Annotated in this window: 11 protein-coding genes; 5 read left to right on the top strand and 6 right to left on the bottom strand. The window is 67.4% G+C overall.

Features of this window, described 5'->3' with window-relative positions; all coding sequences use genetic code 11:
- Window positions 1–15 precede the first annotated feature (15 nt).
- Both RU01_RS08270 and RU01_RS08265 read right to left on the bottom strand, forming a co-directional pair.
- The gene (locus RU01_RS08270) at window positions 16–711 is read right to left on the bottom strand and encodes a hypothetical protein (RefSeq protein ID WP_042574051.1); all 696 of its coding nucleotides are present in this window, start codon (window positions 709–711) and stop codon (window positions 16–18) included.
- Window positions 711–1,346 (bottom strand): sigma-70 family RNA polymerase sigma factor, encoded by a 636-nt coding sequence (locus RU01_RS08265; RefSeq protein ID WP_231568642.1) that lies wholly within the window; start codon window positions 1,344–1,346, stop codon window positions 711–713. Before RU01_RS08265 ends, RU01_RS08270 begins: the two co-directional genes overlap by 1 nt.
- Window positions 1,347–1,441: 95 nt before the next feature.
- Between RU01_RS08265 and RU01_RS08260 the strand changes: the two genes are divergently transcribed.
- Together RU01_RS08260 and RU01_RS08255 are read left to right on the top strand one after the other, a co-directional pair.
- Window positions 1,442–2,143 (top strand): CHRD domain-containing protein, encoded by a 702-nt coding sequence (locus tag RU01_RS08260; RefSeq protein ID WP_042574050.1) that lies wholly within the window; start codon window positions 1,442–1,444, stop codon window positions 2,141–2,143.
- Window positions 2,144–2,174: 31 nt separating this feature from the next.
- Window positions 2,175–2,756 carry a class F sortase gene (locus RU01_RS08255; protein ID WP_052493179.1) on the top strand — a complete coding sequence of 194 codons (582 nt, stop codon included), beginning with the start codon at window positions 2,175–2,177 and terminating at the stop codon, window positions 2,754–2,756.
- Window positions 2,757–2,765: 9 nt separating this feature from the next.
- On the opposite strand, the gene RU01_RS08250 is transcribed toward RU01_RS08255, so the two are convergent.
- A complete protein-coding gene (locus RU01_RS08250) occupies window positions 2,766–3,941 on the bottom strand; it encodes an acyl-CoA dehydrogenase family protein (protein WP_231568641.1) in 1,176 nt (391 codons plus the stop codon).
- Between the two features lie 309 nt (window positions 3,942–4,250).
- Here RU01_RS08250 and RU01_RS08245 point away from each other — a divergent pair, with 309 nt between their 5' ends.
- A complete protein-coding gene (locus RU01_RS08245) occupies window positions 4,251–5,531 on the top strand; it encodes an aminotransferase class I/II-fold pyridoxal phosphate-dependent enzyme (protein WP_042574049.1) in 1,281 nt (426 codons plus the stop codon).
- Between the two features lie 36 nt (window positions 5,532–5,567).
- Window positions 5,568–6,077 carry a DUF2505 domain-containing protein gene (locus RU01_RS08240; RefSeq protein ID WP_042574048.1) on the top strand — a complete coding sequence of 170 codons (510 nt, stop codon included), beginning with the start codon at window positions 5,568–5,570 and terminating at the stop codon, window positions 6,075–6,077.
- 4 nt (window positions 6,078–6,081) lie between these two features.
- On the opposite strand, the gene RU01_RS08235 is transcribed toward RU01_RS08240, so the two are convergent.
- From RU01_RS08235 to RU01_RS08225, 3 genes are read right to left on the bottom strand one after another with little or no spacing between them, the layout of a single operon-like run.
- The gene (locus RU01_RS08235; protein ID WP_052493178.1) at window positions 6,082–7,725 is read right to left on the bottom strand and encodes an NAD-dependent epimerase/dehydratase family protein; all 1,644 of its coding nucleotides are present in this window, start codon (window positions 7,723–7,725) and stop codon (window positions 6,082–6,084) included.
- Entirely contained in the window at window positions 7,722–9,389 is a 1,668-nt protein-coding gene (locus RU01_RS08230; RefSeq protein ID WP_082042972.1) for an MFS transporter, read from the bottom strand. Before RU01_RS08230 ends, RU01_RS08235 begins: the two co-directional genes overlap by 4 nt.
- The gene (locus tag RU01_RS08225) at window positions 9,386–11,041 is read right to left on the bottom strand and encodes an MFS transporter (protein ID WP_042574047.1); all 1,656 of its coding nucleotides are present in this window, start codon (window positions 11,039–11,041) and stop codon (window positions 9,386–9,388) included. The genes RU01_RS08230 and RU01_RS08225 overlap by 4 nt, the downstream gene beginning before the upstream one ends.
- Before the next feature lie 484 nt (window positions 11,042–11,525).
- Here RU01_RS08225 and RU01_RS08220 point away from each other — a divergent pair, with 484 nt between their 5' ends.
- The gene (locus RU01_RS08220; protein WP_042574046.1) at window positions 11,526–12,749 is read left to right on the top strand and encodes an ABC transporter ATP-binding protein; all 1,224 of its coding nucleotides are present in this window, start codon (window positions 11,526–11,528) and stop codon (window positions 12,747–12,749) included.
- Window positions 12,750–12,756 lie beyond the last annotated feature (7 nt).

Here is a 12,756-nt window from a genome sequence, read left to right as displayed (position 1 = left end):
GGACGGTGCGCCAGGTCAGCCCACGGTGGGCAGTGCGGCGCGGGCGAGAAGGTCTCCACCCGCAGCCCGGATCTCGATCTCCGCGACGTCGGGACGCAGGACCGCCGCGTTCATGCGGCAGTCGATGGTCACGGAGCTGCCGAGGAAGCTGCCCGAGGAACGATCCGCGCCGGTGCGGTCCACCAGAACCACCTCGAACGCTTCGTCGACCGGGACACCGTGCATGTCCAGGACCGTCTCGGTGCCCCACGTGTGAGCAACCAGGCCGCCGTCGACACTGACGCCGGGACTCGACGCGGTGAAGTCGATCGCCTCGAAGGCGCCCAGCTCGCCCGGTGCCCCCTCGACCTCGGGCGCGGCGACGGTGAGATCGGCGGATGTACCGGATTCCCCCACGACACTCTGTACACCGAACACCCCCGCGACCCCGACAGCGATGCCGGCGGCGACAGCGACCACGGTGGCGCGGCGTGGACGTGCCGACGGGCGGACCACCCGTCGACGGAGCAGGTCGCCGGGGTGATCGTCTTCCCACACCAGTCCTGCTGCCGGGCTCAGCGATGCGACGGTCTCCCGCATGTCGCGGATCTCGTCGGCCACCGTCGGCTCGGCCGCGACCAGGGCGCGGAGTTCTTCCTTCTCGGAGTCGTCCAGATCGTCCGCCACCGCGGCCGCGATCAGTTCCTCTCGTCGCGGATGTCCCGGAGTCATCAGGTCTCCTGACCGTCGAAGTGCGCGCGCAGGGCACGCAGTGCGTAGTAGGCGCGGGTGCGCAGGGTGCCGATCGCGACGCCGGTGTCCGCCGACAGCTCCGCGTAGGACAGGCCGGTCAGGTGGATCGCCACCACCACCTGGCGATGTTCGGGCGACAAGGTGGCCAGGCCTTCCACCACCCGCATCCGGGTCAGAACGTGATCGCTGCGATCGGGTTCCACGGCATCGTTCTCCGCCACCGGGATCGACGCGACCACCGGAGTGCGGCCGCGCGCCCGCAGACTGTCCGTGACGACGTTGCGTGCGATGGCGAAGAGCCAGGTCCGGGTTCCGCCGCGAGCCTGGTCGAATCTGTCCCGCGCTCGCCACGCACGCACGAAGGTCTCCTGCACGCAGTCCTCGGCGGCGACACGATCGTGCAACACGTTCAGGGCGAAACCCAGCAGGGACGACCCGTGGGCGTCGTAGGCGGCGGCGAGGTCGAACGGTGTGCTCTCGCGTGACCGGAAGATCGTCAGCGTCGGCTCCCTCGATGTCGGGGGAGCGGTGTCGTCCGCCGGTGCCCGTGCAGGACGAACCCTACCCATCGTCGACGCCGCTGCGACCTCCATGGTGGGTGTACGTCGAGACACGCAAACTCGTTCGATCGACGTGAACGGATCGGACGTACCGGACGTATCCCCTCTCGAAGGACGTCCGCGCATCCCGATCGGAAGGTACGACCACCATGACGACACGCACTGCACGAGGAACGATCATCGTCGCCGGAGGCGCCGCGGCGTTCCTCGCGCTCACCGCGGCCCCCGCAGCAGCCGAGACACCGGTCGGCGAACCGTCGTCGTTCACCAGTGCCTTCACGGCCATGGCCACACCGGACCAGGTCCTGAACGCGGACGGCGTCGCGACGCCGGGTGAGCCCGGCGCGACCGGCACGTTCACGTTCCGCATCAACTCGGACGAGAACATCGTCTGCTACGACATCACCCTCGAGGGCGTCACCGGCGACTACATGTCGCCGGCGAAGACGGCGACGCACATTCATCAGGCAGCAGTGGGTGCTGCGGGCCCGCCGCGCATCGCATTCCCGAACCCGTCTCCGGTCGGCGACGGACCTCGCACCAGCAGCGGCTGCCTGCAGGGGCCGTTCACGACCGGCGTGATGGCGAACGGCGCCGACACCGGAACGGGCTTCGATCTCGCGGCGATCGAGGCGAACGCCGCCGGGTTCGCCGCGGACAGTCATACCACCGCCTTCGCTGCTGGCGCGGTGCGTGGCCAGCTGACCCCGATTCCCGTCGGTGGTGTGGAGACCGGTGCCGGTGGTTCGGTCGCCGAGTCGTCGACCGCGACCGTCGCGGGTGCCGGTGCCGCCGTGCTGGGTGTGGCAGCCCTGGTCGGACTGGGTGTCGCCCGTCGGCGGAACTCCTGATCCTCCGACCGGTATGAGACGGTCGACGCGTGTGAGCGCGTTCCTCCTGACGGGGCTGGTGGTCGCCTGCGCGCGACCACCGGCCGCACCGCCCACCGAGACGGCGGTGTCCGTGACGTCTCCCGCTGCCGCCACTGCGTCCGAGACGGGGCCTCTCGTCCCGGCGCGGGTGTCGGCACCCGCGATGGGTCTGGACGAACCGTTGATCGAGCTGGGTCTGAACTCGGACAACACCATGGCGGTTCCCGAGGACTACGACGACGTCGGCTGGTTCACCGGCGGCGGTCGCCCCGGGCGTCCCGGCGCGGCCGATCAGGTCGGACCCACGGTGCTGGCCGGTCACGTCGACTCGACCACGGGTCCTGCCGTGTTCTTCCGCCTCCGCGATCTGTCGGTGGGAGACGACGTCGCGGTGACCACGACGTCAGGCGTCCCCGCCCGATATCGGGTCACGGATATCGGCGACTACGCCAAGTCCGAGTTCCCGACGGCACGCGTGTTCGGTGCCGTCCCGCGTGACGAGATCCGACTGATCACGTGTGCCGGAGTGTTCGACGACGACGCGGGGTCCTACGAGAACAACCTCGTCGTCTTCGGCACCCGCGTGGGGTGATGCGACATTTCAGGCGAGGGAGAAGTTCTCGCCGCGGTGGTAGGCCGCGAGGGACGATTCCGTCTCGCGGATCGACGGCGGGTGGAACGCGAACGCCGACACGACGGACTGCAGGTACGCGATGTCCGGGTCGGTGATGAACGCGATGCCGCCCAGTGCTGTCACGGCGGCATCGACCGCGCGTCGCAGTGCGCCTCGGAGCGCGATGCGGCAGAACAGCAGTCGAGCCGAGATGTCGGCGCCGCGCTCACCGGAGTCCATCGCGGCCGCGACGGCCTCGAGAGCCGCGATCGACGACTCCAGCTCGGCTGCCGCCGACGTGTAGACGGAGTCGGTGACCTTCGGGTGACCGATGAGACGCTCCACCAATGCCGTTGCGGCGCCGATGTATCCGGCGGAGGCGAGGATGCCGAACCACAGAAATCCCGTCAGTTCGTGTGCGCCGTCGGGGTCGTCGAGAGCGCCGACCATCGTCAGCGACACGGGAACTCGCACGTCCTCCAGGACGACTTCCTCGCTCTCGGCGCCGGCGAGCACGTGCGTGGTCCAGAACGGTCTGACCGAGACGCCGGGCATCGACGCCGGGATGAGCGCGACGGCCTTACGGGTCTTGCCGCCCTTCTTCTCCCGCGTGGCGACGCTGGCCGCGAGGAAGTCCATCGACTTCGAGAGGCTGCACGGCTTCTTGCTGCCGTTGACCACGTAGTCGCCGTCGTCGTAATAGGCGTCGACCGACGGGACGAGCGTGCTTCCCGCGCCTTCGGCGAACCCCGAGGCGATGATCGACTTCTGTTCGATGAGACCCGCCACCAGTGGCAGCTCGTCCTCCGGGCCCGCGAGAGCGATCTCGATGATGGTGGCGATGGACAGGTGGTGCATGGTCACAGCAGCGGCGAGGGACGGCGACAGCGCACCGATGGCGCGGTGTACCCGCAGAGCCTCGACGGCAGTGGCGCCGAGCCCACCGAGCGATTCCGGTGCGATCAGTCCGCAGCCGCCGGCATCGCGGAAGGTCGCGATGGCGTCGCTGCCGGGCGCCTCGAGGACGGACAGCGGGGTGGCCTCGAGATAGTCCGCGAGTGCGGGGAGCAGGCGTCGGAGCGTGGCACGCTCGACGAGCATGGATCGCGGGGACGTGACGTCGGAGCCGGTGCGAGGCTTCTCGGTGTCGACGAGAGTGGACATGTCGTGTCCTTTCGGGGGCTGAGAGAACGGTCGCTCGGGACGCGGCGAAGGACGCCGTCCGGCTGAGGACGTCTCTGACGTTCACAAGTATTCGGCGTCGGGATCGACCGCGATCGGGCCTTCCTCAACCGCTGTTGTATCCCACAAGAGGGCCTGTCATCGTTGGCCGCTACTCACAGTTGTCGGTGCCTTCCAGGAACAGCCCGGAACCGTAGGCTCGAACGGTAGACGACCACGCGGCGCACGAGCGCCGCGCAGAGGCGACAGCACTCGCACGTCACCTATCTCCCTCGGATCTTGGAGCGACATATGAGCTCGCAGAGAATGCTCGACAGAATCCGCCACGACAAGCGCATCTGGGCGCATCGTGTGCTGACCAAACACGATCAGAACCCGTTCTTCCGGGTCATGAAATCCGTCAACGCGCCGGTGGTCGACGTCGAGGACCGTAGCGTCATCATGCTGGGGTCCAACAACTATCTGGGCCTGGCGGACCACCCCGTGGTGCGTGCGGGTGCCGCAGCGGCCCTGGACAAGTACGGCGCCACCGTCACCGGAAGCCGGTTGCTCAACGGCACCATCTCGTTGCACACCGAACTCGAAGAGGCCCTGGCCGACTGGCACGGCACCGAGCAGGCGTTGGTCTTCACCACGGGCTACCAGGCGAACCTGGGAGGCATCAGCGCGCTGTGCGGTGTCGGCGACACGATCATCGTCGACTCCGCCGCCCATGCGTCCATCTACGACGCGTGCCGGCTCTCCCGCGCGACAATTCGGGCATTCCGCCACAATCGCGTGGATCAGTTGGAGGAGAAGCTCTCTCGGTCCACCGGCGTCGTCATGGTGGTGGTCGACGGCCTGTACTCGATGCACGGTGATCTGGCCCCGCTCGACGAGATCGCGGCGGTGTGCGAGAAATACGACGCAGCGCTCTTCGTGGACGAGGCGCACAGCGTCGCCGTCATGGGCCCGAACCGCACCGGCGCCGCGGAACTGTTCGGCATCGAGAACGATATCGACGCTCGAATGGGTTGCCTCTCCAAGGGTCTCGGATCGTCGGGCGGATTCGTCGCAGGCTCCAAGGACATCATCGACGCGATGCGCGTGCATGCGCGGACCTTCCTCTTCACCACGGCAGGTGTCCCGGCGGCACTCGGTGCGGCCCTGGCGTCGGTCGAACTGATGCGCACCGACGAGGGGGCCGAGCGCGCCACGCGCACGTTGGCCAACGCGCGGTATCTGCACGACGGTCTGGTGGCCGCCGGTGTCGACGTGCACGCTCCGAGCCCGCTTCCCGACGGAACGGACATGGTGTCGCCGATCGTTCCGGTGAACGTCCGCGACGATCTGCGCACGGTGAACACGTGGCGCAAGCTCTGGGACGCGGGCATCTTCGCCTCCGCCGCCATGTTCCCCGCGGTGGCCCGGGACGGCGCACTCCTTCGTCTGTGCGTCCAGCCCGACCACACGACGACCCAGCTCGACTACGTCGTGGAGCAGATGGGTCTGCTGTTGGGCGAGAACGCCGCAGGCGGCGACGAGACCCCCGCCGAGGTGGGTGCCGTCCTGGCCGCACCCGCGGGAGTCTGACAGCGTGACTCGCCGTATCGCCGGGGATCCGGCCGCATGACGGCGTCGGTGGACCAACGCACCACGTATCGGTGCTCGGCCTCGGTCCTGCACGCGACCTTGACGGACGCGCAGTACTGGCAGGACCGCGTAGCCGAGATCGGGGGCGGAAGCCGCGTGGTCGAGCACCGGGTCGAGGACGGGTCGGTGACGTCCGTCGTCGATCAGGCGCTCGATGCGGCTGCTCTGCCGAAAGCGTTGCAGCGCTTCGCCGGTAACTCGATGTCGGCTCGGTGCACGGAGTCCTGGAAGTCGCCGCGTGACGACGGTTCCGCGGAGGGCGCCTACACCCTGCGTGTCGCCAAGATGCCGGTGGTGATCGACGGCCGGCTGGAGTTGATTCCCGTCGGACCGCAGGAATGTGTCCTGCGGTTCGTCGGGACCGTCGTCGCATCCGTCCCGGTGATGGGTCCGGTGGTGGAGAAGATCATGGTGGGCGAGATGGACCGCAGCTTCGAGACGGAGCGCGAGTTCACGGCCGCGTGGTTGGACCGCGACCGCGTCTGACCCGTCAGCCCTTCAGTGCTCGCAGGACGGCGTCGACGATCCGTCGTTGACCCCGTCCGGATGTGAGGGTGGCTCGCCGCGGAAGTCGCACCGAGGTGTAGTCCGACGTCGCGGCACACTCCAGTTTCTCGTCCCCTCGGAGGAATGCGGGGAGACGAGGTCCGCTACGTGCGGAGAGCAACCCGTCCACGCCCGGCACGGAGGACAGCGTGTCCACGCCGAGGCGGAGTCTGGACGCCGTTCCTCGGCGGCGTGTGCGGGGCACCCGGACCACGAGCACCGTCGACGGGCCGAAGTGACGGACGGTAGCCGCGATCGCGTCGGCACCGGCGCGTCGGGTCGCCCGTCCACGTCGACCCGTGCTCAATCCGTGGCCGGGTAGGTCCAGCAACGCCACGGTGGGGCCGGTGTCGGCGAGTGTGCGTGCCAGGGCGCTTCCGTAGCGAGCGTGCAGTCCGCGAGGAACGACGACGACCACGGTGGTCCCGTCGGCGCCGTCCCGAGCGTCGACCCCGTCGTGCACTTCGAGGTGGACCGATCCGGTGGGGGTGGCCACCTGGAGGTGCTCGCAGGTCTCGACGGCGCGATCCAGCTCGGCGGCGAACAGCTTCATGTCGGAATCGATGTCGCCCCAGGTCTTCACGCGCCGGGTGGAGCCGTCGACGGCGGCCTCGCACACATGGTTACGCAGCGGCGCGTGACGGCGCGCCAGAACGGGCCGCCCGCTCAGGAGCACCATGATCGACGCGGCTTCCGCGGATGTCATCGTCGGAACCCAACCGGTGGCCCTCTCGAACGCCGTCGAGTCGACCGCGGCCTCGCCGGACGAGATCCAGTGACTGGAGAAGGGCAGGATCCGTAGGGCGTAGGCGAGGTCGACGACGGTGCGCAGCAGCCGGAGCGGAACGGGCAGCACGAGCTGACCCTGCATCGCGCCCAGTTCGCGGACACCCAGCCAGTCACGGGGTCCGAGATTGAACGGCCCGGTCAGAGGGATGGTGACGGCGCGGTGGAAGGCGTCGGCCAGATCGTCCTCGTGGATGAACTGGTAGCGGGACTGTGCGGGATCGGGAAACGCGACGACCGACCCGGTCAACGTATCGATACCGTCGTTGGAGAAATGGGTGCCCACGACGTAGGTCGGGCGCAGCATCGCGATCGACATCTCTCCCGGGTGCCGGCGCAGCCACCACTCGACGAAGTGCTCGACCTCCGCCTTGTCGAAGAAGTAGTAGCGCAACGGATCCGCGGTGGGGAACTCGTCCTCGGTCACCGGTACCGGTAGGTCTTCCCGACCGTAGGCGCTGACGCTCGAGGCGATCACCATCGATCGGACTCCGGCGCGATGAGCACATTCGACGGTGTTGCGCGACCCCTCGAGGTTGACCTCGTGGATGGCGGCCTTGTCGCGCTGCTCCTCGACGACGAACGCCAGATGGATCACGACATCACAGCCGGCGAACACGGTTTCGAGGTCGGGTGAGCGGATGTCCATCGAGACGGACCGCAACTTGGGGTGGCGCACCCGAGGGGTTCGTCGGCCCAGCCCGACGACCTGCTCGATTGCCGGATCCTCCAGCAACGCAGGGAGAATGACGGAGCCGAAGTCGCTGGTCGCTCCGGTGACGGCCACGACGAGGCCGCTCACGAACGATGTCGCGTCTGCTCGATCGTGCCGGACTGGTCGAGATCGAACGGTTCCATGCGGATGACTCCTGATGTGCGGTGACGGCGGGGGAGCATGAGGGCGACGACGACGGCGCAGACGAGAACGGCCACGGCGGCGAGGTAGGACGACACCGAGGATCCCGCCATCGCGGCCTCCTTCATGGACTCCACGAGGTTGTCCCGGATACCGGCGAACATCTCGGGGATCGGGTATGCCTGGATCTGGTCGACGCTGAGGAAGCTGCCGTTCACGTACGCGCGGTCGCGATCGGACAGGATCTGATCCGGAATCGTCTCCACCAGTGGACCTATCGAGGACCGGTAGTAGGACCCGGAGATGGATCCCAGCACCGCGACGCCGAGGACACCGCCCAGTTCGCGGGTGGTGTCGTTGACCGCCGATCCGGAGCCCGCCTCGTCCGCCGGTACCGACGACATGATGGATTCGGTGGCCGGTCCTTGGATCACCGCGATCCCGACGGCGAGCACGATCATCGTCGGCAGGAGCAATCCGAGGTAGGAGGAGTCGATCCCGACCTGTCCGGCCATCACCATCCCGACGGCGACCAGGATCAGTCCCGTCACGATGACGGGCATGGTGCCGATGCGTTGCGCGATCGTCGTCGCCAGCGGCGCCGAGATGGCGAGAGCGACGGCGAAAGGGATGGTGGCGATGCCGAATTCGAGCGGCGAGTATCCGCGTACGCCCTGGAAGTACTGGGTGATCAGGAAGACGTAGCCGAACAGTGAGAAGTAGGCCACCGAGATGGCGAGTGCCGGCATCGCGAACGGGCGGACGAGGAAGAGGCGCACGTCGAGAATGGGACTGCGACTGTGGATCTGTCGAACGACGAACGCGCACAACAGAACCACGGCAACCGCGATACCGCCGAGAGTGGTCGGCGTGATCCACCCGTGGCTCGGTGCCTCGATCAACGCGTACACCAGCAGCGAGACGCCGGAGAAGGACAGGAGCACGCCGATCACATCGAGCGGGCCCACCGTCGCGGCGCGGGACTCCGGGACGACGAGCGAGATGCCGATCACCGCGATGACCGCGACGGGAACGTTGAGCCAGAACACCGCGTGCCAGCTGAAGTGCTCGATGAGCCAGCCGCCCGAGACGGGTCCGATCGCGATGGCCACGCCCGCGATGGATGCCCAGATACCGATCGCCACAGCGCGATCCGCGGGAGTCCGGAAGATGTCGATGATGACGGCGAGGGTGGCGGGCAACGCGGCCGCGGCGAACACCCCCATCAGGGCGCGCGAGGCAACCAACTGCGGCAGGTTGTCCGCGAGGGCGCCGACCATCGACGTGGCGGCCAATCCGACGACGCCGACGAGGAGCATGCGTCGGCGGCCGACGCGGTCCGTGACGTTGCCGAACGCCAGCAGCAGGCCGCAGAACGTCAGGATGTAAGCGTCGACGATCCACTGCAGACTGCTGAAGTCGGCGCGCAACGACGTGGCGATGTCCGGAAGCGCGACGTTGACCACCGTGTTGTCCAGCACGACGAGGAGTTCCACCAGACAGATGACGAGGAACGCGGCCGTTCGTCGTGGCGTCGAGAGAAGGCGCGACGACGACTCGGCCGATCGGAGCGCACGTTTCGCGGCGACCGCGGAATGGCGCCCCGTCACTGCGGGTCGGGCGTCGTCGCAGGCGTGTCGGGCGACGATGCGGTGTCCGACTCGGTCTCGGCCAGCATTCCCGTCGTGCGGTACTTCGCCGGGAACATGAAGAAGACGGCGGCGGCGCACACGAAGACCGCACCTGCCGCGACGTACGCGGCGATGGAGGATCCGCGCAGCGCAGCTTCCTTCATCTCCAGGATGAGCTGCGCGCGTTGGGGTTCGAACATCGAGGGCAGGTCGCGCTTCTGGATCTCGACGACGCTCAGCACGCTCGACTGGGCGTACCCCTTCTCGGTGTCGCTCATGATGGCCGACGGGATCGCGTCGACGAGGGGACGCACCGTCGACACGTAGTAGGAGGCGACGATGGATCCCAGCACGGCCACACCGAGGGTGCCGCCGATCTCGCGGGTGGTGTCGTTGACGGCGGCGCCCGCCCCGGCTTCGTCGAGGGGAAGCGAGGACATGATGGATTCCGTCGCAGGTCCCTGGATGATCGCGATTCCCACTGCGAGCAACAGCATCGCCGGCAGCACCAGGGTGAGGTAGGAGCTGTCGATCTCCACCCGTCCCGCGACCAGGAGCCCGGCGCCGATGAGGACGAGGCCGGTCACGAGGACGGGCATGGTCCCGATCTTCTGCGCGATGATCGTGGCGGCGGGCGAGCTGACCGCGAGGGCTGCGGCGAACGGCAACGTCGCGATACCGAAGGCCAGGGGCGAGTATTCGCGGACGCCCTGGAAGTACTGCGTGATGAGGAACAGGAAGCCGAAGAGGCTGAAGAAGCCCACGGCGATCGAGACGGCCGGCCACGCGAACGGCTTGATGGTGAACAGCCTGACGTCGAGCACCGGTGAGGTGATGCGTCGCTCGCGCTGGACGAATGCGACCAGGAAGGCGACGGCGAGCAGCAGCCCCAGCAGGGTGCGCCACGAGGTCCATCCGAAGTTGGGGGCCTCGATGACGACGAACACCAGGAGAGTCACGCCCGCGATCGACAGGACGACGCCGGGGATGTCGAGGGGACCCACCGAGGCGGCCTTCGACTCGGGAACGACGAGGACCACGAGGACAACGGCGACGAGTGCGACGGGGACGTTGAGCCAGAAGACCGAGTGCCAGGAGAAGTGTTCGAGCAACCAGCCGCCCGACACGGGTCCGATGGCGACGGCGACTCCGGCGATCGAGGACCACACGCCGATCGCGAGCGCGCGCTCCTTGGGCGTCGGGAACAGGTTGGTGATCACGGCGAGCGTGGCCGGCAGCACCATGGCTGCGAAGACACCCATGACCGCCCTCGACGTGAGGACGTGGGGGAGCGAGTCACCGACCGCACCGATCACGGACGCCGTTCCGAGGCCGGTGAGACCGACGACGAGGAACAGCTTGCGACCGTAGCGGTCTCCGAGATTGCCGAATGCGAGCAGCAAGCCCGAGAACGTCAGCGTGTAGGCGTCCACCACCCATTGCAGACCGGAGATGCCCGTCTGGAGCTCGATGCCGATGGACGGAAGCGCGACGTTGATGATCGTCATGTCCAGCACGATCAGCAGCTCGGCGATGCAGATGACCGCGAACGCGCCGATCTGCCGCCTCCGCCCCGTCTGCTCGGCCACGGAGAAGCCGGTGCCGGCTGCCGTCCCTGAATGAGCGCCCATGACGTGATTCCCCGTTTCCCCGACCCTGCTTCTCGTCGAAGGCTCCCTGCCCGAGAAGTCGTGCGGCGCATGTGACGGCCGAACGGCGTGCGCGAGCGCAACGCCGAGGCGTGACAACGACACATCGAACGCTATCCGCGCTCGCGCCGCACGGGTCCGTATGTGGTCACAGAGTTGTCGCTCCGCAGCCATGATCGGGTACGACCACGCTGGTCAGCCGTGTACGAGCGTCGTAGGCGTCGGATACGTTTGCCCTCGCGTCCGTTCGGACGTCACGACCAATTCGATCGCGTCCGCTCTGTTCGGTCGTGAATCCGCCATTCATAGGTCACACTTCTACCGAAAGCTGCGGCCAGGTCGGGGGACGTGTTACTGGGCGGTAGGGTTCGTGGTCGTTGCGCCCACTCGTCTGAGTTAGAGTGACGCGACGCACACCGATGTCGACGCGTTGCGTCGTGTGCGACGAGCAGTGGGAGGGTCACAAGTGGGTGTCGAGGTTTCGGTCGAAGGATTGACCAAGTCGTTCGGTGTACAGAAGATCTGGCAGGACGTGACGATGACCTTGCCGACAGGCGAGGTCAGCGCCCTCCTCGGGCCGTCCGGTACCGGCAAGTCCGTCTTCCTCAAGTCGCTCATCGGTCTTCTCCGCCCGGAGGAAGGCTCGATCGTCGTCGACGGCACGGACATCATGGAGTGCTCCTCGAAGGAGCTCTACGAGATCCGGAAGCTGTTCGGCGTCCTCTTCCAGGACGGCGCTCTCTTCGGCTCCATGAACCTGTACGACAACACCGCCTTCCCGCTTCGTGAACACACGAAGAAGAAGGAAGACGAGATCCGTCGGATCGTCATGGACAAGCTCGAGCTGGTCGGTCTGACCGGCGCCGAGAACAAGCTCCCCGGTGAGATCTCCGGCGGTATGCGCAAGCGCGCCGGGCTGGCCCGCGCACTCGTGCTCGACCCCGAGATCATCCTGGTCGACGAGCCGGACTCCGGCCTGGATCCGGTGCGTACGACGTACATCAGCCAGCTGCTGCTCAACATCAACGCGCAGATCGACGCCACGATGCTGATCGTCACGCACAACATCAACCTGGCCCGCACCGTGCCCGACAACATCGGCATGTTATTCCGCAAGAACCTCGTCATGTTCGGACCGCGCGAGGTGCTCCTGACCTCCGACGAGCCGGCCGTCAAGCAGTTCCTCAACGGAACGATGATCGGCCCGATCGGCATGAGCGAGGAGAAGGACGAGGCGCAGATGCGCCAGGAGCAGGCCCTGTCCGACGCCGGCCACAACCTCGGTGGTGTCGAGGACGTCGAGGGCATCATGCCGCAGATGGATCCGACTCCCGGAATGCCGCGTCGTCAGGCAGTCGATCGTCGTCGCGAGCGCGTCCGCAGCATCATGCACACGCTTCCCGAGCACGCCCAGCACGCGATCCAGGAGAGCCTGGACGAGGCGGAGCGCGAGGACGGCGGTCGGCCGCAGCAGCCCGCGTACGCCGGTGCCCAGCACGGCGAGCAGACCGACCAGCAGGGTTACTCCCAGCAGGACTACTCGCAGCAGGGCTACTCCCAGCAGGATTACGGGCAGCAGGACTACGGGCAACAGGACACGACCCGGCAGAACTACTCCCAGCAGGGCTGGAGCGAGCCCGGTCAGGACCAGAACTATGACGGATCTCCGTCGAGCGGACCTCGGGGCTAAGTACGAC

It is taken from the genome of Rhodococcus sp. MEB064 (assembly GCF_000834565.1).
Classification (GTDB): Bacteria; Actinomycetota; Actinomycetes; order Mycobacteriales; family Mycobacteriaceae; genus Rhodococcoides.
The sequence above is the reverse complement of the archived record's forward strand: the minus strand, read 5'-3'. Positions and strand labels throughout refer to the sequence as shown.

Excerpts from the sequence above, each read along its gene's own strand:
- RU01_RS08260 (WP_042574050.1), top strand. The coding sequence starts at position 1,442 with ATGACGACACGCACTGCACGAGGAACGATCATCGTCGCCGGAGGCGCC.
- RU01_RS08240 (WP_042574048.1), top strand. The coding sequence starts at position 5,568 with ATGACGGCGTCGGTGGACCAACGCACCACGTATCGGTGCTCGGCCTCG.
- RU01_RS08250 (WP_231568641.1), bottom strand. The coding sequence starts at position 3,941 with ATGTCCACTCTCGTCGACACCGAGAAGCCTCGCACCGGCTCCGACGTC.
- RU01_RS08245 (WP_042574049.1), top strand. The coding sequence starts at position 4,251 with ATGAGCTCGCAGAGAATGCTCGACAGAATCCGCCACGACAAGCGCATC.
- RU01_RS08270 (WP_042574051.1), bottom strand. The coding sequence starts at position 711 with ATGACTCCGGGACATCCGCGACGAGAGGAACTGATCGCGGCCGCGGTG.
- RU01_RS08225 (WP_042574047.1), bottom strand. The coding sequence starts at position 11,041 with ATGGGCGCTCATTCAGGGACGGCAGCCGGCACCGGCTTCTCCGTGGCC.